The 20,921-nt window shown below is 55.5% G+C and carries 17 protein-coding genes; 7 read left to right on the forward strand and 10 right to left on the reverse strand.

Annotation, left to right across the window (positions count from 1 at the left end):
* Nucleotides 1-270: 270 nt before the first annotated feature.
* The 5 genes from JRF57_08790 to JRF57_08810 all read left to right on the forward strand — a co-directional run bounded on the left by JRF57_08790 (nucleotide 271) and on the right by JRF57_08810 (nucleotide 8,569).
* Nucleotides 271-1,332 carry an HD domain-containing protein gene (locus tag JRF57_08790; protein ID MBW2303793.1) on the forward strand — a complete coding sequence of 354 codons (1,062 nt, stop codon included), beginning with the start codon at nucleotides 271-273 and terminating at the stop codon, nucleotides 1,330-1,332.
* Between the two features lie 360 nt (nucleotides 1,333-1,692).
* Nucleotides 1,693-4,767, forward strand: coding sequence for an SPOR domain-containing protein (locus tag JRF57_08795; protein ID MBW2303794.1), 3,075 nt, complete (start codon nucleotides 1,693-1,695; stop codon nucleotides 4,765-4,767).
* Nucleotides 4,768-5,033: 266 nt separating this feature from the next.
* Nucleotides 5,034-6,305, forward strand: a complete 1,272-nt coding sequence (gene eno / locus JRF57_08800) for a phosphopyruvate hydratase (GenBank protein MBW2303795.1) — start codon at nucleotides 5,034-5,036, stop codon at nucleotides 6,303-6,305.
* Nucleotides 6,306-6,780: 475 nt separating this feature from the next.
* Nucleotides 6,781-7,944 (forward strand): AAA family ATPase, encoded by a 1,164-nt coding sequence (locus JRF57_08805; protein MBW2303796.1) that lies wholly within the window; start codon nucleotides 6,781-6,783, stop codon nucleotides 7,942-7,944.
* A gap of 1 nt (nucleotide 7,945) precedes the next feature.
* Nucleotides 7,946-8,569: a hypothetical protein gene (locus JRF57_08810; GenBank protein ID MBW2303797.1), complete on the forward strand. Its 624-nt coding sequence runs from the start codon at nucleotides 7,946-7,948 to the stop codon at nucleotides 8,567-8,569.
* An 82-nt stretch (nucleotides 8,570-8,651) separates the two neighbouring features.
* Here JRF57_08810 and JRF57_08815 read toward each other — a convergent pair whose 3' ends face one another.
* From JRF57_08815 to JRF57_08850, 8 genes are all read right to left on the reverse strand, one after another.
* A complete protein-coding gene (locus JRF57_08815) occupies nucleotides 8,652-9,485 on the reverse strand; it encodes a 16S rRNA (uracil(1498)-N(3))-methyltransferase (protein ID MBW2303798.1) in 834 nt (277 codons plus the stop codon).
* 16 nt (nucleotides 9,486-9,501) lie between these two features.
* Nucleotides 9,502-10,389, reverse strand: a complete 888-nt coding sequence (gene prmA / locus JRF57_08820) for a 50S ribosomal protein L11 methyltransferase (protein MBW2303799.1) — start codon at nucleotides 10,387-10,389, stop codon at nucleotides 9,502-9,504.
* A 198-nt stretch (nucleotides 10,390-10,587) separates the two neighbouring features.
* Nucleotides 10,588-11,019, reverse strand: a complete 432-nt coding sequence (locus JRF57_08825) for a Zn-ribbon domain-containing OB-fold protein (protein MBW2303800.1) — start codon at nucleotides 11,017-11,019, stop codon at nucleotides 10,588-10,590.
* Nucleotides 11,020-11,021: 2 nt separating this feature from the next.
* Nucleotides 11,022-12,191 carry an acetyl-CoA acetyltransferase gene (locus JRF57_08830; protein MBW2303801.1) on the reverse strand — a complete coding sequence of 390 codons (1,170 nt, stop codon included), beginning with the start codon at nucleotides 12,189-12,191 and terminating at the stop codon, nucleotides 11,022-11,024.
* A 272-nt stretch (nucleotides 12,192-12,463) separates the two neighbouring features.
* Complete coding sequence (locus JRF57_08835; GenBank protein MBW2303802.1) at nucleotides 12,464-13,369, reverse strand: hypothetical protein; 906 nt, start codon at nucleotides 13,367-13,369, stop codon at nucleotides 12,464-12,466.
* Nucleotides 13,370-13,378: 9 nt separating this feature from the next.
* Entirely contained in the window at nucleotides 13,379-14,224 is an 846-nt protein-coding gene (locus JRF57_08840) for a hypothetical protein (protein ID MBW2303803.1), read from the reverse strand.
* A 76-nt stretch (nucleotides 14,225-14,300) separates the two neighbouring features.
* The gene (locus JRF57_08845) at nucleotides 14,301-15,380 is read right to left on the reverse strand and encodes a DUF21 domain-containing protein (GenBank protein MBW2303804.1); all 1,080 of its coding nucleotides are present in this window, start codon (nucleotides 15,378-15,380) and stop codon (nucleotides 14,301-14,303) included.
* Between the two features lie 103 nt (nucleotides 15,381-15,483).
* Entirely contained in the window at nucleotides 15,484-16,113 is a 630-nt protein-coding gene (locus tag JRF57_08850; protein MBW2303805.1) for a molybdenum cofactor guanylyltransferase, read from the reverse strand.
* A gap of 754 nt (nucleotides 16,114-16,867) precedes the next feature.
* On the opposite strand from JRF57_08850, the gene amrB reads away from it, so the two are divergent.
* Nucleotides 16,868-18,091, forward strand: a complete 1,224-nt coding sequence (gene amrB, locus JRF57_08855) for an AmmeMemoRadiSam system protein B (protein ID MBW2303806.1) — start codon at nucleotides 16,868-16,870, stop codon at nucleotides 18,089-18,091.
* A 7-nt stretch (nucleotides 18,092-18,098) separates the two neighbouring features.
* Here the strand turns inward: amrB and mce are convergent, their stop codons facing one another.
* Entirely contained in the window at nucleotides 18,099-18,509 is a 411-nt protein-coding gene (mce, locus tag JRF57_08860; protein MBW2303807.1) for a methylmalonyl-CoA epimerase, read from the reverse strand.
* Nucleotides 18,510-18,686: 177 nt separating this feature from the next.
* On the opposite strand from mce, the gene JRF57_08865 reads away from it, so the two are divergent.
* Complete coding sequence (locus JRF57_08865; protein ID MBW2303808.1) at nucleotides 18,687-18,914, forward strand: cytoplasmic protein; 228 nt, start codon at nucleotides 18,687-18,689, stop codon at nucleotides 18,912-18,914.
* 64 nt (nucleotides 18,915-18,978) lie between these two features.
* On the opposite strand, the gene JRF57_08870 is transcribed toward JRF57_08865, so the two are convergent.
* On the reverse strand, nucleotides 18,979-20,535 hold the full coding sequence (locus JRF57_08870; GenBank protein MBW2303809.1) for a hypothetical protein: 1,557 nt from the start codon (nucleotides 20,533-20,535) through the stop codon (nucleotides 18,979-18,981).
* Nucleotides 20,536-20,921 lie beyond the last annotated feature (386 nt).

Genomic DNA, 20,921 nt, shown 5'->3' on the forward strand with positions numbered 1-20,921 from the left:
GGGAACGCTCCGCAATGACTAAACCTTTGCATTCCTCCGACCGATAAGCCCTTAAGGGGGATCTGGATCTCAGTGATTGTTTGGGCATCGAAAGAGGAAAAAAACGCCGGCGACGGAGATGATACGGAAAAGAGGACTGGTGCCTCGTCAGATATACCTTCACCCGCTGGGACTCCCGGAAACGGATCAAACGGTCCTCGAACAGTTTCCCTTCATTTCAAGGACGGGCAAACACCCCTTCCTGTCCCCGCCACCACCGGAGAGGGAAGGATGGAGCGTTTTTCAGATATCGTGAGGTTCAGGGAGAAGAAGCAGATGGATAAGGATTCTTCTCGAAGCAGGAACAAGGATAAGGACCTGTGGTTCCGCGAGTTCGACATCCGGAAGGTGGAGGGAGATCAGCCATCCCAGACCTCGGAGGCATCTGAGGCTTCCGGAGAAGAGCCCAATGCCCGCCGGGCTTATGAAAGGCTTCGGGAAAGGGCACGGGAGACGAGAAAACGGGTTCGGGAGGACCAGGATCTTGACGCCGCCGGGATCCTGTCCGATCTCGAATATGTCCTGGAAAATCACCTCCTCGAGGATCTTTTTGAGTATGCCATGATGAGCCCCGAAGATCCTGAACAGATCCTCTCCCAGATCCTTGACGTGACCATCGTGGCCCTCAAGCTGGGAGCCGGGTTGGGTTACGGAAAGCAGGAACTCCTGGATCTGGGGCTCGCAGCCTTCCTTGAAAACATAGGCATGTACAAGATTCCCGAATCCATCATCGAGAAGCGGGGCCGGCTGGATGAGCGGGAAATGGCCCTGATGCGGGAACATCCCATTTTGAGCGCAGAGATCCTTTCCCGACTCGGTGAGCCGTTCCAGTGGGTTTCCGATGTGGCCCTCCAGGTTCATGAGCGGGCCGATGGATCGGGCTATCCGAAGGGACTGAAAGGGGAAGAGATAGGAGAACCGGCATCCATCATCGGGCTGGCAGACACCTATGTAGCCATGATCAAGCGCAGGCCGCACCGTGACAAGTTCCTGCGCGCCGACGCGGTCAAGCTGATCCTCAAGGAAGGAAAAACCCTGTTTCCGGAAAAGGTGCTGAAGGTCTTCCTGGAGCACATTTCCCTCTTCCCCCTTAACACCTTGGTACGACTGAACAACGATTTCATAGCCAGGGTCATCGCCACCGACCCCGGACAGCCCCTGCGGCCTACCCTGGAACTCCTCCAGGACGGGCGGAACGCTCCCCTGAGGGACAGGAAGGTCATCCGTCTTGTTGACCATCCCGAGCTTTCCATCCTGGAGGCGGTGGATGAGAGCGTCCTGGCAGGACATTGATTTCCTCTCCATCGGGCCCCCCGAAGACCCTTCGAGGAGGCGGCTTTAAGACGGCTTTTTCCGGGCGGGGATTCCCCGGAGACCTTTGAAAAACGTTCGTTTTTGTTCAAGATCAAGGAAGGCGAAAATTTTAACCGCCCCGCTTGGGGGCCAAGCGGGACAGGCATCCATACATTGGAGTATTTCGAGGATTAAAATTTGAGTCTGACCTGTCTGCCGTGCCTGCCTGTCCTGTCGGAACGGCAGATAGGCCCGGCACAGGCAGGCGCAGAGATTGGGCAAAAGGGGGCGTTTTTCAAAGGTCTCGCCTGTAGACCGGGCTTAGGGGAGGAAACATCAAAAAAAGAGGGGCGACACAACTTGTCTTGGAAAGAACTCTACGGCCTGGAGATTCGACACGCCGTCAGACATAGAGTATTTCTGCTGGTGCTGATCGTTGTGGTCTGCCTCCTGTCGTCTCTCCTATACTCTTTCCTGACGGCCCCGTCCCCTCATTACGTATCCCGCTGCACCCTCCTCTTTGAAAAACGACCTCTTCTTCCTTCATCACTTTCCTCAGGGCCGCTTCTCCAAGGGGAAGAATACCTGTTCTCCCAGGTCTCCGTCATCAGGAGCCCCGGCCTCATCCTGGATGCCCTGGCGGCCCTCGGAGAGATCCCCGAGGCACCTTCAAGGGGCAATGGGCGACTCGATCCCGGATCGGCCTTGCGGGCCGAGGAACTTCTCTCCCGCCTTTCGGTGAAAGCAGACCCACGGGGATCCACCCTAGGAATCGAGGTCACGGCTGATGATCCCCGCCGTTCCCGAAACATGGCGGAGGCCCTGGTCCGGGCCTATCTCAGGCACCGGGAGAAAACGGCCAAGAGCTCCTTGCAAAAATCCCTGGAGGCCATCGAAAAACAAATAGAGGAGGTAAGCCTCGAGGTTAAAAAAGCCCGGGAATCCCTGGAAAGTTACCTTCTGGAAAACGGGGTGTTTGACCCTGAATTGCGCGGGAAAAGTCTCTCCAGGGAGAGGGAGCGGATAAGGGAAAAATCTCGGGGCCTGCTCCTGGAAAAACAGCGACTTCAAGCCGTCTTGTCCCGTCTCCAGGTCTTCACTCGGCATCTTGAGCCGCCCTCCGTGGATTTCCATACCGACAAGGCGGGCCCGGAATATGCCAAGCTGAACCGTACCCTGCTCGCCCTGCTGAAGGAGAGGGCGAAGGCCCTTGGAAATCCACCAATTCCCAAAAGAAGCAAACTCGAACGGAAGATAAAGGCCATCTCTCAAAAAATGACGAACCTCCTTTCCCGGCGGATTCGGGGAATGGAGGATGAAATCAAAGGGCTCCAAGAAAAAGAGTCGGAATTGTCCTTTGAGCTGGAATCCCTCCTGAAGAGGAGGTTGGAAGTCGAGGGACTGAAGCTTGAACTGAAAGGCCGCCGGGAAACCCTCCTCCTTTTGGAGAAGAAAAAGGTTGAAATGCTTGCGGGAGGTTCGGGAGACGACTGGAGCGTGAAGATCCTTCAACCCCCGTCTCTGCCGCGGGAGCCGGTGAGTACCCCGAACCATGCCGCTGCCGGCATCCTGGGGGCCATGGCCGGCCTGGTGATCGGCCTTGCCACGATCTTCTTTCTGGAACACTTCAGTTTCCCATACAGAATCCTGGAGGCAACGGAGAAGGCCTTGAAGATCCCGGTCCTCGGAGTCATTCCCCGGGCGGGGTCCCTCCCCGACCATCCCGGGGAGATGGGTGAACGGTCTCGGGGAGCCCCTGATCTCCGGTCTTATCTGGCCGATCATCTCTCCCGGGACTCACAGGTGGCGGAGAGTTTTCGGGCCCTCCAGGTCAATGTCCTTCAGGGAGGAAAAGGTATCAAGAAAACCTTACTGGTTACCAGCGCCTCTTCAGGGGAGGGCAAGACCTTTACGGCCGTCAACCTGGCACTTGTATCGGCCCAGGCGGGGATCAAGACCCTCCTGGTGGACGCTGACCTGAGAAGGCCCCGTATCGCAAGGCTCTTCGGCATCAAAGAAGAACCCGGCCTCTCCGATGCCTTGCTCGGAGCCATACATTGGCGGGATGCCCGCAGGACGGTGACGGATCTCCTCATGGGATCCTTGACGCCTGATGACCTCATAAGGGTCCGGGGCCTGGACCATCTGGATCTGCTGACGGCCGGACGCCCCGTTTCCAATCCCATCGGGCTCTTTCAATCCGGGCCCCTCGGGACATTAATGAAAGAAATCCAAGATTCCTACGATCTGGTCATCCTGGACACTCCCGTCTGCCTCTCCTCGGCCGAAGTGTTTCTCCTGGGCGACATTGCGGACGAGGTCCTCCTGGTTCACGGGATCGGGGTGACAGCCGGGAGGCTGCTCAAAAGGGCATCAAGGGTGCTCGGGCGGGCGGAATGTCCGCCTCTGGGCCTCGTTCTCAACGGGATCAGGGGGCGGCTCGGGTCTTGGAACGGAAATTGGAGAGTCACGAAAACTCCCTTTCCATCGGAGCCTGGAGAGGAAAGCCTCCGCACGGGGAAAGAATATTTCTCCCGTGAAAAGGATAGAACTGTTCCTCTGAAAGGGGATGGGAGTCTTCTTGGCGCCTTACCCTCCCCCAGAACACCCCATCTTATCGTAGGACTCTTCTTCCTGGGAATCGGTCTTCTCTGGCTTGGGGGGCAACTCGATCATACTCCTGTTCCGAATGATTCCCTCTCATCAAATCCGGCTGCTTTCCGGGAAAAGCAGGAAATCGATAAAACACACCCTTCCGAAACCGATAAGGCCGGATTAACACTGAAATCATCCGGCACTTCAACCGAATCGCTTCCAGCCCTTCCGCCGGTAACCGCCTCTTCATCCGCCCCGTCTGCTTCCCGGGAAAAGGCAAAAAATCCGCCCAAGGTCCAGACTCTTCCCATGGCAAAGGAAAAAACTCCTTCTCCTCCCATCTCTTCCAGTCCTCCGTCCCTACTGCCCTACTCCCTTTACCTGGGATCGTTCAAGACCCTGAAACGAGCTGAAAAGGCCGTCTCCATTTACAGCAGGAAAGGATTGTCTCCTTACTGGACCCGCGTGTATTTCAAGGAAAAGGGCTGGTGGTATCGGGTCTATGCCGGCACCTTCAGGGACAGGATGGAGGCGGAAGCCGTCCTGAATGGATTGGACCTTAAGGAAGCGGAGATCAAGATGACCCGGTATGCCAACCTGGTGGGGGAGTACTCGGATGCCGGCGAGTTGAAGGATCGCATGGATCAACTGAGAAAACTCGGGTATTGCCCTTACACCCTTCCCGAACCGGGAGGCCGAACCAGGCTTTACGTGGGTGCCTACCTGACGCGGATCGGAGCCGAAAGGCAGAAGAGAAGGCTTCGAGCGGACGGAATCGAGTCCAGGGTCGTGGAGAGATACACGAGACGGGGCTTTGTTGAGAGAACGGTCTTACCTTAAAATATGGGAGCAGAATCCGCGGGCCCCGATTTTTACTCCTTGTCAATGGCTCCGGCTTCCACTATGATTTCAGGTATGTGATTTCCCCTATCGGGCGAGACCTTTGAAAAATGCTCAATTTTGGTCAAGTTCAAGGAAGGCGAAAATTTCAACCGCAGGAATACATTTAGTATTTTGAGGATTGAAATTTGAGCCTGACGCCGCAATTCCGCGGGCCCAAAGGCCGCCTGCGGGCAACTTCGGTCTCACAAGCAAGGAGGATAGACATGGAAACGATAGAAGCTATTGTGGCCCGTGAAATCCTTGACTCCAGGGGCAACCCCACGGTGGAAGTGGAAGTTCGACTCGAAGATGGAGCCATCGGGCGTGCGGCCGTCCCCTCGGGCGCTTCCACGGGAAAGTATGAGGCCGTGGAGCTCAGGGACAAGGGAAAAAAGCGTTACGGAGGAAAGGGAGTCGAGAAGGCCGTCAGCAACGTGAACAAAATCATCGCGCCTGCCTTGGTCGGGATGGATGCGACGGATCAGCGCCTGATCGACGGCACGCTTATCGAGCTCGACGGGACGCCCAACAAGGGGAAACTCGGGGCCAACGCCATTCTCGGGGTTTCCCTGGCCGTGGCCCGGGCGGCCGCCGATTCTCTCTTTTTGCCCCTTTACAGGTACATCGGGGGCACCAACGCCTGCCGGCTGCCCATGCCCATGATGAACATCCTGAACGGGGGTCTTCACGCTGCGAACAACGTGGACTTCCAGGAATTCATGATCATGCCGGTTGGAGGGAAGACCTTCCGGGAGGCCCTGCGTATCGGGGCCGAGGTCTTTCATGCACTCTCCGCGGTGCTAAAGGAAAAGGGCCTTTCCACCGCAGTAGGGGATGAAGGTGGATTCGCCCCGGACCTCAAGTCCAACGAGGCGGCCCTGGAGATGGTGCTCGCCGGGATCCGAAAAGCGGGATACAAGCCCGGAAAAGACGTCGTGCTGGCCTTGGACCCGGCCTCCTCAAGCTTTTACCAGAAAGGAAAGTACGTCTTCTGGAAATCCGACGGCTCCAGGCTCAGGGCTGAGGAGATGATCGATTTTTACGCCGACTGGGTGGATCGTTTCCCCATCTTCTCCATTGAGGACGGACTCGCGGAAAACGACTGGAAGGGATGGAAAAAGTTGACCGAGAGGCTGGGAGACCGCGTCCAGATCGTGGGGGATGATCTCTTCGTAACCAACACGAAGCGGATTGCAAGGGGTATCAAGGAGAAGTCCGCCAACGCGGTCCTGATCAAGCTGAATCAGATCGGCACCTTGACCGAGACCATCGAGGCCATCGAAATGGCCCATAAGGCGGGCTGGCGGGCCGTAATCTCCCATCGTTCAGGGGAAACCGAGGACAGTTTCATTGCGGACCTAGCCGTTGCAACAGGGACCGGCCAGATCAAAACAGGATCCCTTTGCCGTTCAGAGCGCATCTGCAAGTATAACCAGCTCTTGAGAATCGAGGAGCAATTGGGAGGGGCAGCGGAATTCGCCCGGCCTTTCATTTGAGGTAGGGCCGAAGGGATTCCCAACGCTTCCTCCCCGCGGCATTTCACTGCAGAAAACGAGTCTATCCGCGATGATCTCATCTCCCGGAAGAACCAAGCGAAAAATCCGTGGATATCTCGCAGCTGGAACACGGGTCGAGATCTTTGAATCCGGATCTCGCAAGGGTGTCTCTACCAACGGCCCGGGCCTACCGGCTGCTGGCTCGGAAATTCAGCTTCGCTCAATCAGGGAAAGGATTTCGTCTCCATAGCTGCAAGTGGCAGGGCTTCTCCATGTACTTGCAAGATTCGGGTTGAAAAACATTCAATTTTGTTCAAGCCCAAAAAAGACGATAATTTTGGCTGTCTTACGCAGAATGCCAAATGGAACAGGCATCCACGTTGTTGAATAGAGGGCCGGAATTTGTCCGTGTGTAGCGACGACTCCTTACCTCCCTGACGGGTTCCCGGTTTGAGCCTGACTTGAAAGATTGAATATGAACAAGAAAAAAAAGATTGCAGTGAGATTTATCGCTATATCGCTTGAGAATTGGAAAAATTTCGCCCACGTGGAGGTCCCTCTTCAAAGGCGTGTTTTTCTTGTGGGCCCTAACGCGTGCGGCAAGTCCAATTTTCTTGATGTGTTTCGATTCCTGCGCGACCTTGCCTCTTCAGGCGGAGGATTTCAAGAGGCCATAAACAGACGAGGAGGGGTAAGTGCCATTCGTTGTCTCGCTGCACGGCGCAACCCCGACATTGCCATCTCCGTCGTTGTAAAAAGCGGACAGGATGAACCTCGTTGGGAATACGAATTGCGTTTTCACCAGGACAGCCAGCGTCGTCCATTAGTTCGTAAAGAAAAAGTAATTTGTGACGGCCGGACAATTCTTGAGCGCCCGGATAAAGATGATCGCCAAGATACCGAGCGATTGACACAGACATATTTGGAGCAAGTTAACGTAAACCGTCAGTTCCGTGAACTCGTCGAGATTTTTCAGTCGATACGATACCTTCACATAGTTCCACAACTCATTCGAGAACCGGACCGTTCTATAGGTAGGACCAGCGATCCCTATGGAGGTGATTTTCTGGATCAGATTGCGAAAACTGCGGAGAAAACGCGCAATGCGCATCTGAGAAAAATCCAGGAAGCCCTTCGCGTGGCTGTGCCACAATTAGGAAAGATAGAGATTTGGCGCGATGAAAGAGGTACTCCACATTTACGCGGCAAACATGAACACTGGAGGCTCAAAGGAGCATGGCAAACCGAAAAGGAGTTTTCCGATGGAACTTTACGGTTAATGGGCCTTCTGTGGGCCACACTGGCTGGAACAGGACCACTACTTCTTGAGGAGCCAGAACTTTCCCTGCATCCCGAAATCATCCGCTTTTTGCCACAGATGTTTGCCCGGCTCCAACGTCAAAGCAAAAGACAAATCATTGTCAGCACCCATTCCTCAGACTTATTGCGGGACGAAGGAATCGGACTGGATGAAGTCTTGTTATTGAAGCCCACGACCGAAGGAACGGATATAAAAACGGCGGATGCTTTTGAAGAAATTCCCGTGCTCTTGGAAGGAGGGATAACCCTCGCCGATGTTGTTATGCCCAAAACTCGGCCAGAGAACCCGGAACAACTTATGCTCTTTGGAGATGCATGAGATGTCAGGAGTGGTTGTTATTTCGGCTGCTGTTGAAGGGATGGTTGATGAGGCAGTGATTCGTAGGCTCTTACATAATATGAACGCGTCATTGGGATCTGTCTATGGAAAGAACGGCAAACCTCGACTTCATAAAGGCATTAAAGGTTATAATAATGCAGCCCGTTTTTCCCCATGGCTTGTTCTCGTAGATTTGGACCAGGACTTTGATTGTGCACCGCTTTTGCGAAATACGTGGCTCCCCGCACCAGGATCACATATGTGTATCCGCGTTGCAGTACATGAAGTAGAAGCGTGGTTGTTGGCAGACCGTGAGAGCATGGCTGATTTCCTTAGTGTGTCATACTCAAAAATCCCGAAAGATCCTGAAACCCTGGGCAATCCCAAAACAACGATTGTCAATCTTGCCCGTCAATCTCGACGTCGTAATATCCGTGAGGATATGGTGCCAAGACCAGGCAGCAGCAGGGAAATTGGACCTGCCTATTCTTCACGTTTAATCGAATTTGTCTCTAAGCATTGGCGACCTGAGGTGGCCCGCAAGCGCTCTGACAGCCTTGACCGAACAATTCATCGCTTAAAAAACCTTATTAGCAGATGGCAAGCAAAAGGTGGTCGTCAATGAATATCTCGTGCCCACACTTCATTCAAGTGGCAGCGCCGATCCGGGAGATATCGGCTGAAAGCCTGGTGTATAGGGACTTAAATCACGGGCATATCTCCTCATCTAATCCTTTGCGGGCAGGGGGGCCAAGGACGCCTTGGTGCGCCATTGCATTCGTTTCGTTGGCCACTGACCCCAAATCTCCCCTTTCATACTGAAGAATGGCCGCAAGGACCAAACCGGCCGTCTCGGCCCGGAGAATCCTCCTTCCCAGGGAAACCGCTATGATACCGCTCTTCCGGGCCAAGGCCGCTTCCTGCTCCGTGAAGCCGCCTTCCGGGCCCACGATGGCGAAAAAACTCCGTGAATCCGGATGGCGGGAGAGAACCGCCTTGAGATCCTGATCCTGCTCCCCTTCCCAGAGCATGAGCTTCAGGTCACTTCGCTTTCGCCCGTAGGCAAGCAGTTCCTCGAAACCGAGAAGCGGGCCGATCTCCAGGGGCCTTTCCCGGTCGGACTGCTTGGAGGCATTACGGGCGATCTCCTTCCAGCGTCGGCTTTTCGAGGCGAACTGCTCTCCCTTGAGCCTGATCACGGTCCTTTCGCTGGCAAAGGGAACGATCCTGTGTACCCCCAGTTCCGTGGCCTTCTGAACAAGGAGATCCATGGAACGGGACTTCAGGATGGCCTGGCACAGGGTAATTTCGGCCGGCGAGGTCGCGGGGGAGGGGATGGGCCTCTCGAGGAGGACCGTGACCTCCCTTCTGCTGCAGGATTGAATGGAAACCTGATACCGGGATCCTTTCCGGTCCATAAGGACAAAACGGTCCCCCGGCCCCATCCGAAGGACCCTCAGGATGTGCCTGGCCTCACTTCCCCCGATGACACAAAGTCCATTTTCTTCCTCCTTGATCTCTTCCACGAAAAAGCGTCTCACGAGAGAACCTCCACCATCAGGGTCTACAGGCCACGAGGCAGGCCCATTCTTCTTCCAGGAAGATCTCCTCTTTTCGGTAACCGAGCCGATAAAGGGCCTCTTCCATCCTCGATACCTGCTCCTCGAGGATGCCTGAAAGGATGAGGATTCCCCGGGGTTCCTGTACCCTTGGAAAATAAGGAAGCAGCTCCAGCAGGGTATCCAGGAGGATGTTGGCCGTAATCAGGTGGAAGGGTTCCCGGATTTCTGACAAGGGGAGGGGAGAGAGTTCGATGGAACGAGAAACGCCGTTAAGGGAGATGTTCTTCTCCGCCCAGCGCAAGGCCTCCGGGTCCATGTCGAGAGCCAGGATCCTCTCGGCCTTAAGCAGGGCCCCGTAAACGGCGAGAATCCCGCTCCCCGTGCCAACGTCCAGCATGGACCAGGGGTGATCGGGGGTGAATCGTTCCATGGCCCTCAGGCACATCCGGGTCGTGGGATGCTGTCCCGTACCGAAGGCGGGTCCCGGGTCGATATGGATGATATGGCCTCCGGGATTCTCCGGAACCTCCTCCCAGGCGGGGAGGATGGTGAGGCGGGGAGAAATTCGTTGGGATTGAAAAAAACGCCGCCATGAGTGGTTCCAGTCCCCCTCAGGGAGATCCTGGACCCTCACCCGGCAGGTGCGTGCTTCCGGGAAGATTTCAGCGAGTTCCCGGTAAAAGGCATGGATGCGCTTCTTCAGAAGGCCGGGCTCTTTGTTCCTGGGCCAGTAAGCCTTGAGAAGGGGACTCCCTAAGTCATCCGTCACCATACCCCGGCATCCGAGATCGAAGAGAAAGTTCCCGAGGGCCTCATGGGTGTCGGGGTGTGCTTCGATGGAAACTTCCAGCCATCCCGGTTTTTCGTCCGTCGATGGAGACATCCCTGACGACCCTCTTTCCGGCCCGCCGTTTCCTGAGATTGAGATACCTGCGGCGCACCTTGCACAGGGATAAGTGGAATCCACAGGCTGCTGTCGGCAGGCAAACGGATGGTTGGTTGGGGTGGGGGTGAAAACCGCCGCTCAGGCCCCCCGCCTGGAGGCGGGGGGCGAAGATCATCCAGGACAGGCCGCCCGCGGTTAAGCCTTTTCAAAAACATAGTTGAGTTGCCCGCCGGGAAGCTTATTCACCACGGTCTTCATCTCGAGTCCCACGGAAAGCTCTTCATCCTTGATGCCGTCGGCGATCCTTCCAAACACCTTGTAATCCCCGTAATCCAGGAGCGCAATGGTGTAAGGCAGATCACCCTCGAACCCCACGGGGCCGTATTGCAGCTTACTGAAGGTCAGAAGTTTCCCTGTTCCCGTGATCTCAAACCATTCCATATTGCTGGAAAGGCAATGGTAGCAATCGGCCCTGGGAGGGAAAAAGGTAAGACCGCAGTCCTTGCAACGAGTACCGGCGACCTTTCCGTCTTCCAGGAAACGGATGAAGTCGTTAGTTTTGGTGATGGCGGTGAAACTCACCGTGCCGAACTTCTTGAATCGATCGTCTACTTCTCTCTTGGCCATTTCTATTCCCTCCCGAGAATCGTGACGTTTCCGTACAGGCCCACTCCGCCGATGTTATGGATGAGCCCAATCGCGGGGTCCTTGACTTGCATCTCGCCGGCCTCGCCCCTGAGCTGCAAAACGATGGTGCGGATCTGGGAACCGCCCGTCGCCCCGATGGGGTGTCCCTTGGAAAGAAGTCCGCCGTCCACATTTACCGGGATGCTCCCTTCCTTGTAAGTCTCCTTGCTCTTGATCAGTTCCTTGCCCTCGCCCGGTTCGGCGAACCCCAAATTCTCGTAAGCCATCATCTCCGCGATGGTGAAGCAGTCATGCACTTCCGCTACATCTACGTCCTTGGGGGTGATCCCCGCCATCTCGTAAGCCTGTCTCCCGGCCTCAATACCTACGTTCAGGCCTGTGAACATGTCTCTTCCCGCCATATTAACGGGTGCAGAGGCCGCGCCGATTCCCAGGATCCAAACCGGTTTCTTTGAAAAGGCCTTGGCCTTTTCCTCATTCGCCACGATGATACAGGACGATCCGTCCGCGTTGGCACAACAGTCTCCAACCCTCAGGGGGCTGGCTACAGGGCTCGACATGGGGCTTTCCGGATCATTGAACATGTCCATGGTCACCGGCTTGCGATAAACGGCCTTTTCGTTGATTTGGCCGTAGGTGGCCGACTTGACCCGGATCAGGGCGAGATCCTCAGGGGTCGTTCCATACTTTTCAAAATGAGCCCTGGCATGAAGGGCGTAATAGGCGGGCATCATGGTTCCAAAAGGGCTTTCCCATTGAATGTCCGCCCCCCGACCCATTCTCTCCTGGGACTCGGCTGAGGTGATCTCCGACATCTTCTGGAAGCCAAGCACCATCACCACGTCATGGAGGCCGGACTTCACGAGGGAATAGGCCAGCTTGAGTCCCGTGCTACTGGATGAGCACAGGGTCTCCACATAGAGGGTCGGCTGAGGCGTGAGCCCCAGGTACTCCGCGATGACCCCTGCCGGGGACCTCTGTTTGTCATATTCCGGTGCCGAACAGATGACGGTGGCATCAATATCTTCCACGCTGATCCGGGCATCCGCCATGGCCTCCTTGAATCCTTCGAAGGCCAGCTCCCTGATCGATCCGGGATATCCCCGCACAAAGGCGCTCTGGCCGACGCCGATAATTCCTACTTTTCCCATTGGTTACCTCCCCGTACACATCTTTCGGTGTTCTCGTGACAGGCGGGCCCCTGGAGGCATCCATGGATCCCGGATCGTTTCAGGCCTTCCGGGCAAGACGCTGTTCCTAGGGGGCCTCCCTTTCAAATGAGTTTTGCTTCTCCACAAGGGGCATAAGATCGACGACCATTCCGCTTCGGAATGAGACCTTTCCCAAATGAGGCGAGAGAGAGTATAGGAGATGTAAAGGAGGGGGTCAAGCAAGAAAACCGCTACAATATGGCTACAATGTCTCACTCGAACTCCTCCGATTCCTCAGCAGGATAGAAAAGATAGAGAAATTCCTCCTCAATCCGTTCCAGATCTTCCCTGAGCAGTATCTCCTCAGCTTTCCTGCGAAAGGCCATCGATCTCCTCTCCATGTTTCGTAGCATTTCTTCCACCCCATACTCCCTGAGCAAGGCCTTGACCTCCCTGAAGAGGGCTTCGCTCCCATAGAGAAAAAGACCCTCGCTCAGGATCTTGCAGGCCACCATCCGCTTGAAGGTGTCAAAACGAAGCTGTTCTCTCACCCTATCCAAATCTTTTACCACATAATCAATTTCCTCACGGAGGTGTGGAGTCATGAGGAGACGGGTCTTTTCCCGGTAGATAGCCTCATCCAGCCGCTTCGCCATGGAATCCGGGAAGAGATCATCCACGATTACAACTATATCCATATCGCTTCCCCGGACCATCCTCCCCGTGCTCCTCTCGGGCCGTGGAACGTCGTGGGCCATGTTGTAGACGATATCCCCGGCCAAGATAAAACAGGCCCGCTCCTTGATATCGGTCTCGTCCCGGAAACGGCTCGCGAGGGAAGAGACGATATTGTAAGCCAGGTCCAATTTCGACCTGCTGATCTCCTCGATCCGTGAGATAAGAGCGGCCCCCTTACGGGCAAGGGCCGCGGGATCCCCCGGGAGACCCACTACTGAGTAAGTGAGGAACTCTCTCAGGATGGAGGGAGAGAGCCGGGCGTATCCTTCGATCCTGGAATCGAGGCGCAGGTACCGGGTTCCCACGTTTCGCACCACAATACGGCTGGATCCCTTGCAAGAACGCCACAGAACGATCCCGCTCATCGAGGTGGCCTCCAGGAGTTCTTGGCCTGTCATGGGCCCCTTTTCTTCGATCAGCTCGATGATCTCCTTTTCCATCAATGGGCCTTACCGGGAAGAAAAAAAGGATTGCACCATCCGGTCCACATCGGCCTTAAGGCAGAGGGCCGCTTCCACCGGTATTCGGGAGCGCCGCAGGAAAAGCCTCAACAGATCCCGAAAGTGTTCGTCCATAGATAATCGAAAAATGGGTATACCTTCCGGTGTCTCCGGGGCTCCCCCGGCCAGGGCCGCGGCCACGTTTCCGGAGAAATCCTCGAATTCCATTCGGAAACCTGGCTCCTTAAGGAGATGAAGGGTATCGGGGGTCATCCCCCTGTATAAAAGGTAGGCGTTGGCCCTGGGGGAGAGGGTTGTCTTGAAAAAGGGGTAGGTCTTAAAAAACAGATCGGCCGTGAAATGTTTCCCTCTCTCCTTCCCGGCAATCCACTGCAACAGGCGGGGGCCCCACCCCAGCAAGGTGAAGAGGGGATTCCTCTTCCTGCTGGAAAAGGAGAAGCTGTCCAGGTCATCGGCCAGGTTCATCCAGAATGATTTCTCCCTCTCGTCCAAGAGGGAGAAGGTTTTTGCCTCGGGGCAGGTCTCCCGCCTGCACTTCTCGCCGTAGTCCACCCGGTAGCGGAGGTCACGGCCGCCGTTTCGGGCCGGGTGGAGCAGGCAACCGATCCGCCTGTAGTCCGGATCCAGATACCCCAAGGCCCAGCAACTGAAACCGGTGATGGGGACGACGTCCCTCCCGGCCTTATCAAAGGTCCGGGTGTTCTCCCTGAGCATCCTCTGGACCATGCCGCGGTATTGGACATGCTCGTATCCGGGGGGCCGAATCGGGGGGCAACAACCAAAGCAGGTCTTCCGATCATCCGGAGAACATAAGGTTATGGTGTCCTTTTCCATGGCGGTGGATTACTCCCGGAAAAACCCGGACGGGAAATCCCCAAACCCTTCCCCGTCCGACAACGGGGAACCTGGCTTAAGGCCACCGTTCCGGCTCTTCGCTTCCCGTGGAATCAAAATTTTTGGGGGACTTTGAAACGAGGCGGCTCTTTCTCCTCCTGGCCAGTTCCCGTTTATCCACCACCTCGTCGGACTCATCCACGATTTCCCTTCCCAGGATCTCTTCCAGGATATCCTCCAGGGTGATCAACCCTGAGAGCCCCCCGTATTCGTCGATCACGATGAAAAGCTTCTCCCTGGTTCCCATGAATTCCATGAGGACATTGTTCAGGGTCGCGTTTTCCACCACGAAATGTACGGGCCGCATGATTTCCGTGAGCCTCACATCCCGCTTCCCTTCCGCGAGGGCGATGAAAACCTCCTTGGTCAGGACGATACCCACGATATCTTCCTTGTCCTTGTCGTATACAGGCACCCGGCTGTGTTCCCATTTAGGGGCTTGTCGATGGGCCTCCTCCAGTGTCATGTGCTCGCTGAGCGAGAAAACGACTGTCCTGGGAGTCATGACATCCTTGACCCTTCTGGTTTCCATGGAAAGGATATTGTCGATCACACTCTCTTGATAGGGTTTGATAGCCCCCGCCCTCATGCCCAGGCGGGCCATGATCCTGAGTTCCTCCGGCGAAACGGATTCCTGGGGCCGATTTTTTGCCAGGAGGCCTGTGATATGCCCGCACAACCAGATAGCCGGCCACATGAAGATAACGAGCCATTTCAGGGGAAGGGCGATCAGGGGTGCCAGGGAGCGGGCATAGACCACCCCGGCGGTCTTCGGTATGACCTCCGAAAAGATCAGGATGGTAAGGGTGAAAAAGGCCGAAAAGTATCCCAGCCATTGATCACCGAAAACGGCCGTGGCCGCCGATCCCGCAAAGGCCGCCCCGGCCGTGTTTGCGATCGTATTCAGGGAGAGGATGGCCGAAATGGGCCGATCGACCTTCTCCCTCATCTCCTTCAATATCCTCCCGCTGCGGCGCTTCTGATTAACCAGGGCCTCTATCTGGCGGATAGGTGTGGAGTAAAGTACCGCTTCGAGGAGGGAACAACTCGCCGAAACGATGACGGCAAAGCTCACGGAAACGATCAGTTCTATCATGGCTCACCTGGACTCCTGAATGAACGGGTTCGTGGTTGGCCCGGGAAAAGGGCAGGCTTTCATAACCGCCCCACAGGAAAATCCCTGTACCACGCCCGGACCTTCAACGTGCAAGCCTTGCGGCCCGGGTCAACTCCTCCGGCTTGTTGATGTTGATTAGGGTTAGCAGGTGGGGGTCAAACCGGCGGATCTCTTCCTCACGGACATACCGCACCCGGATTTCATCAAAGAACCTGATGATCTGATATCTCTCCTCCTCTATGGCCTTTTCGATGAGAGGGAGGCAGGTCTTGTGGTAGAGGGCGTGAAGCGGCTCTATCTTCCAGTCGACCCGCGGTACGACTGCATCAAACTCTTTCCCGGTCTCTATCATGTGACGAATCAGGCTGGAATTGATGAAAGGCATATCACAGGCCACGAAAAACCCGGCCTCGTCCGAAATGGTCTTGAGACCGGTGTAAAGCCCCCCCAGAGGGCCGAGTCCCTTGATCAGGTCTTCCACCATGGGAATATGGAGGTAGGCATATTCCTCCGGGGTATTGGTGACGATGAGCAGTTTATGAAAAATACCTGACATAACCCCCACCACCCGATCAATGAGCCTGACCCCCTTTATTTCGACAAGGGCCTTGTTCCTGCCGTAACGCAGGCTCTTGCCTCCTGCCAGGATCACTCCCGTAACACTGTGGGGGGAGAGTGATTTTTGTCCCTTCCTTGTTTCAAGATCAGACATTGTTAAAAAGATATGGAGGAGACTCCGTGGGGCCTAGGTTTCCACATCCCCGGGGAACACTCCTAAAAAGGGTTTCGCTCCCAGGGCAAATGCCTGTCTCCCGCCATTTCGTCGCAGGCCTAAAACACAGGAGTCTCCCTGTTACTTGAAAATCCGGAGTTCCAGGGTATGTCATTTATACATCAATCCCCACGAATCCGTCACCAAAAATAGATGAAGAACTGAAAATCCACCTCTATGCCATCATCCGTTGACAGGAGAGGTGATCGATGAAAATATTGATGGGCGGTCGTCATTTCAAATACCCTTTCAGCGGTGAGGCGAGACCTTTGAAAAACGTTCAATTTTGTTCAAGGTCAAGGAAGGCGAAAATTTTAACCGCCCCGCTTAGGATACCAAGCGGCAGAGGCACCATACATCGAAGTATTTCGAGGATTAAACTGCTATCGGCTGAACCCGTAAGCTTAGGGGCCAAGGGGTCGAGGGTTCAAGGGGTCAAGTGGAAAACATCTTTCTTTAAATCCCGGTTTCTCACTCGAACCCTGGGCCCCTTGAATCCTTGAACCTTACTAAAAAAACGATCCAACTAAAGTTTTCGCCTGGAAAGCCCAAGGTTCTCCCATTCACAGACTGGGACATTAAAATCTAACCCTGACGCCGCTTGTCCGCCGTTGTCTGGCGGACTTGTCACGCCGTAGCCATAGCGAAGGCGGAAGATTGGGCAAAAGGGGGCGTTTTTCAAAGGTCTCGAGGCATGATGGAAGGAAAACTGCCCGGCATCAGAAAAGATCTGGAATGTTTTCCGGTTTTCCATGAAGGACGACAATTTGTCCTTTTCAGGGATCCCCTGGGGCTGGTTCCCGAAGGTACCAGTGTGCCCCTCTCCCTTTACCGTTTCATGAGCCTCCTGGACGGCACAAAGAGCCTCAGGGATCTGCAGACGGATCTAATGCGTCAGCAGGGAGGCGTGCTCGTGGGGTCAGATGAGGTCATGGGCTTGCTCGCCCGGCTCGATAAATCTTACATCCTGGACTCACCCCGCTTCCGGGAGGCGCGGGACCGAATCATCGAAGAATTCCGTTCAAAGCCCGTAAGGCCGTGCTCCCACTGCGGTGCGGCTTACCCGGCGGAGGGCCCTACCTTGATGCAAACCCTGGAAGAAATCCTGAATTCCGGACCGTCGAGTGAGGCCATCCAGGGAAAGGTCCTCGCCCTCGCGGCCCCCCATATCGACCTTTCCGTGGGCAGGAACGGATATGGGACGGCCTACCGGACCCTTCGCGGGAGGGAATATCCCAGGGTCGTGGTCCTCGGCGTAGGGCACCGGATGGAAGACGGGATGTTCGCCATCACCGAAAAGGACTTCGAGACCCCCCTGGGGAAAACCGAAACCGACCGGATCCTGGTTCAAGACCTCCGTCACGCCGGGGCGGAGATCCTGGCCGATTCGGACATCGCCCACCGATCAGAGCATTCCATTGAATTTCAGCTCCTCTTCCTGCAATATCTTTTAGGGGCAGGTGCCTTCAAGCTGGTTCCCATCCTTTGCGGATCCCTGCTGGCGGGTCTTCCCAGCTATTCGCGCCAAGCCTACCTGGATCGGGCCGGCCCTTTCCTGGACCGGCTCAGGAAGGCCTTTTCGGGACCAGGGGGGCAGACTCTTTTCATTGCAGGCGTTGATCTCTCCCACGTAGGTCCGAAATTCGGCCATGACGCGCCCGCCCCGGCGCTTCAGAAAGAGGCCGGAGAACACGACAGGGCACTGCTTGAGGCATTTTGCATGCTTGATGCTGACAGGTTGTGGGAAGAATCAAGCAGGGTTCAGGATCGATTCAATGTCTGCGGATTTTCGGTCATGGCCTGCTTTTGCGAAATATTGCCGCCATGCAAAGGCAGGCTCCTCCACTACGAGACCTGGAACGAGGAGGCGACCCGCTCATCAGTAAGTTTCGGGGCTGTGCTTTTCGAGGCCGGGTGAATTTCGCTCAGCTCTTCTCTCTTTCACACAGTTCCACAAGGACGCCTCGGGTCTCCCCGGGATGAATGAAAGCGATTTTCGCTCCGCCGGCCCCCTGCCGTGGCTTCTCATCTATCAAGCGAACTCCCTTCTCCTTTAATTCGGAGAGGGCCGCCTCAAGGTTTTCGACCCGGAAGGCGATGTGCTGAATCCCTTCTCCCCGGGACTCGATGTACTTCGCAACCGGACCATCAGGCCGGGTGGATTCGAGAAGCTCCACCTCCGTGTCCGTGACGGGGATGAAGGCGACCTTCACCTTTTGATCGTCCACCGTCTCGATCCCTTCAATCTTCAGCCCGAGAATGTCCGTGTAAAATGAGCCCGCCTTTGAGATCTCCTTGACCGCCACGCCGATGTGATCAATACAAAGAACCTTCATTTCTCCCTCGATACCTTGCTCCCCCTTGATGGGATGATTATAATAAATTCATTATCAGCGACTCTGATCAAAGACAAAAATCTCTTCTTTTGTCTCAACAGTCGATTGCCGATTATTTTCCTTAATCCAAAACAATCCGGGAGCGTAGCCATGGCTGATAGAGGGCGTTTCGGTTTCATGCCTCCAGATCCTCCGATAAATCGGAACCAGAGGGCTGATTTCGATGAATTCGAGGCCACGGAACTCTATTGCCCGGAATGCCGTCGTGCCGTACCCGTTCGAAAGTCCCTCCTCCTGATCCTTCCGGAGGGAGACAAATACGAATACCGATGCCAATTCTGCGGGAGCACGGTGGGGGATAAAATCGACCGCAGGGGCCAATTCCACGACTTCACCAGGGGGTGACGGCCGGTCTCCCATGAGCGCCATTGCGAAACAACCTGCGGCCGAACCTGCCCCTCTATAAGGCTTATTCGAACCACATGATCCTTCCGTAACCCTCCCCGATGTTTGAAAGACGCGGCTTTTGGGCGGCGAGGTACAGGGTCTGCCCTTGAATTTGCATGTCCATGAGGCAATAATTCATCTTCATGCTTGAAAGGGAGGGGACCAAGTCCGTTCCCTTGATCCGATATACGATCAACTTGGACTTGACATACACCTGAAATTGCTCCAGGTGCCCGATCATGGGGATGTTCTTTATTGCCAGGACATCCATGTTGCCGTCCTTGTCGATATCCGTGACAAGGACCCGGCTGTTGAAAAGAATCAGGGGGATAAAACTCATCTCCGATCTCTGGCGAAGCTTAATATAATTGTTGGTGCCCCCTACCTTGTCCGTGGACTTCCACAACACATCTCCGTCCCGGCTCCAAACACACAGATATGAGTCATTGTCCAGTCCCAGGAATTCAGGGATCGTGTCCCGGTTCAGGTCATAGAGGGTAAGGGTATAAAACTGTGCCTTTTTCAGGCCCTTGAGGGCCTCTTTGCGGACCAGCTTCCCCGGGGAGGCGTATTCCATGACATACTTCTTTCCGTGAAAAAAGTCATCGGTCGCGGTGTCCTGGAAGAGGATAAGGGCCAGGCCCCTGTGGGGTACCCTGATCACCTGAAGGTGTCCATAGATTGTAAGGCGTTCCCTGAAACCCCCTTTCCACTCCCATACCCTGCTCCGGGCCCTGAGCCCGTACTGGCTTGTGAGATAGATCTCCCCTCTCCCGTCACCGTCACCGTCCCCGATGCTCACCTTCAGAAAACTTTCTCCCATGCCCGGTTCCAAGGTACCCTTGAGGGCGAATGAATCGCCTTCCTTCTTGTAAAGGAGCAGTTTCCGGCGTCCCAGCACCACCATTTCCGTCTCCCCGTCCCCGTCAAGGTCACCCATGTCGAAGGCCATGACCTCTACCCTGAGGGGCATCCTGCCCGTTGGGGTAATCGATGCCATTTCCGCGTCAGGCCTGAAAAAGAGGCCCCTGGTAGCCCTTTCATCGGCCGACAACCCGCGGAGGCGGGCCATCCGGAGTGCCCGGATGTCGATCCCCTCAACGGCCGCCCTGAACTGGTAGGCGACGTCCGCAAGACGTGTGATGAGCTGGTCTTCTTCCGTGGACTCGGAGACCCTGGTAACCTTGCCCTTTTTGACGTCCAATATGGAAAGATCCAGGCTGTATGCAGGTCCCATGGCCGTGACGCTACCATACACCACGAAATCGACCTTCAGTTTAAGGGCAAGTTCCTTGGCCCTCTTGGGATCAGATACCCCCTGCTCCTTCTCCTTTGCCCCCAGGAGGGCCGAAACCTCATCATCCGGCACCAACTCGATCCCTTCTCCCGAAAGCCTGGAGACGAACATGCTCTTGAGGCCCGGTCTGAGGTATGCCTTGGATGCGTCCGCATAAAGCACAAATGGAAGAAGGGCCAGGGTCTTCTTCTCTCCCGTTTCCGCCCGGACGGGTGACTGGCACAGGAGTGTAACCAGAAATGCGGCAATAAAACCAAGGAAGCAGCCTTTTTTCCATCCCATGGTGTATCGTCCCTTCATGGAGGCCGTTGGCCCCGGATATTTCCAATGGATCCTATGCCATATCCCGTTAAATGTCAAAAGCAATTGATATGGACCCGGGGGGCCCTCCTGTCCCGGATCCAGGCATGTACGACCGGCAGATCTTCGGCTGCGTTACACTGAAAGCGGCCCCATGCATCCTTGAACCAAGGGCGGGAGGAGGCACACCTGAAGGGCGGTCCAGGCACAAAGGGTTCTGCCGGCACCGACGAGGGCAGGGGTTATCGATGGGCAATACGGATGAGGAAGGGGCGAAAATCCTCTGGGGTTTACAAAAAGACCCGCGGGCCTTAAAAGGCCCGCGGGTCTGCTTGAAGTTACATCAAGTTTTCCAGGAGAAACTAGAA

This window comes from Deltaproteobacteria bacterium (genome assembly GCA_019310525.1).
Classification (GTDB): Bacteria; Desulfobacterota; DSM-4660; order Desulfatiglandales; family HGW-15; genus JAFDEE01.

Excerpts from the sequence above, each read along its gene's own strand:
- JRF57_08835 (MBW2303802.1), bottom strand. The coding sequence starts at position 13,369 with ATGGAAAAGGAGATCATCGAGCTGATCGAAGAAAAGGGGCCCATGACA.
- JRF57_08830 (MBW2303801.1), bottom strand. The coding sequence starts at position 12,191 with ATGGGAAAAGTAGGAATTATCGGCGTCGGCCAGAGCGCCTTTGTGCGG.
- JRF57_08840 (MBW2303803.1), bottom strand. The coding sequence starts at position 14,224 with ATGGAAAAGGACACCATAACCTTATGTTCTCCGGATGATCGGAAGACC.
- prmA (MBW2303799.1), bottom strand. The coding sequence starts at position 10,389 with ATGTCTCCATCGACGGACGAAAAACCGGGATGGCTGGAAGTTTCCATC.
- JRF57_08850 (MBW2303805.1), bottom strand. The coding sequence starts at position 16,113 with ATGTCTGATCTTGAAACAAGGAAGGGACAAAAATCACTCTCCCCCCAC.
- JRF57_08865 (MBW2303808.1), top strand. The coding sequence starts at position 18,687 with ATGCCTCCAGATCCTCCGATAAATCGGAACCAGAGGGCTGATTTCGAT.
- JRF57_08810 (MBW2303797.1), top strand. The coding sequence starts at position 7,946 with ATGTCAGGAGTGGTTGTTATTTCGGCTGCTGTTGAAGGGATGGTTGAT.
- JRF57_08790 (MBW2303793.1), top strand. The coding sequence starts at position 271 with ATGGAGCGTTTTTCAGATATCGTGAGGTTCAGGGAGAAGAAGCAGATG.
- JRF57_08845 (MBW2303804.1), bottom strand. The coding sequence starts at position 15,380 with ATGATAGAACTGATCGTTTCCGTGAGCTTTGCCGTCATCGTTTCGGCG.
- JRF57_08805 (MBW2303796.1), top strand. The coding sequence starts at position 6,781 with ATGAACAAGAAAAAAAAGATTGCAGTGAGATTTATCGCTATATCGCTT.
- mce (MBW2303807.1), bottom strand. The coding sequence starts at position 18,509 with ATGAAGGTTCTTTGTATTGATCACATCGGCGTGGCGGTCAAGGAGATC.
- eno (MBW2303795.1), top strand. The coding sequence starts at position 5,034 with ATGGAAACGATAGAAGCTATTGTGGCCCGTGAAATCCTTGACTCCAGG.
- amrB (MBW2303806.1), top strand. The coding sequence starts at position 16,868 with ATGATGGAAGGAAAACTGCCCGGCATCAGAAAAGATCTGGAATGTTTT.
- JRF57_08825 (MBW2303800.1), bottom strand. The coding sequence starts at position 11,019 with ATGGCCAAGAGAGAAGTAGACGATCGATTCAAGAAGTTCGGCACGGTG.
- JRF57_08870 (MBW2303809.1), bottom strand. The coding sequence starts at position 20,535 with ATGGGATGGAAAAAAGGCTGCTTCCTTGGTTTTATTGCCGCATTTCTG.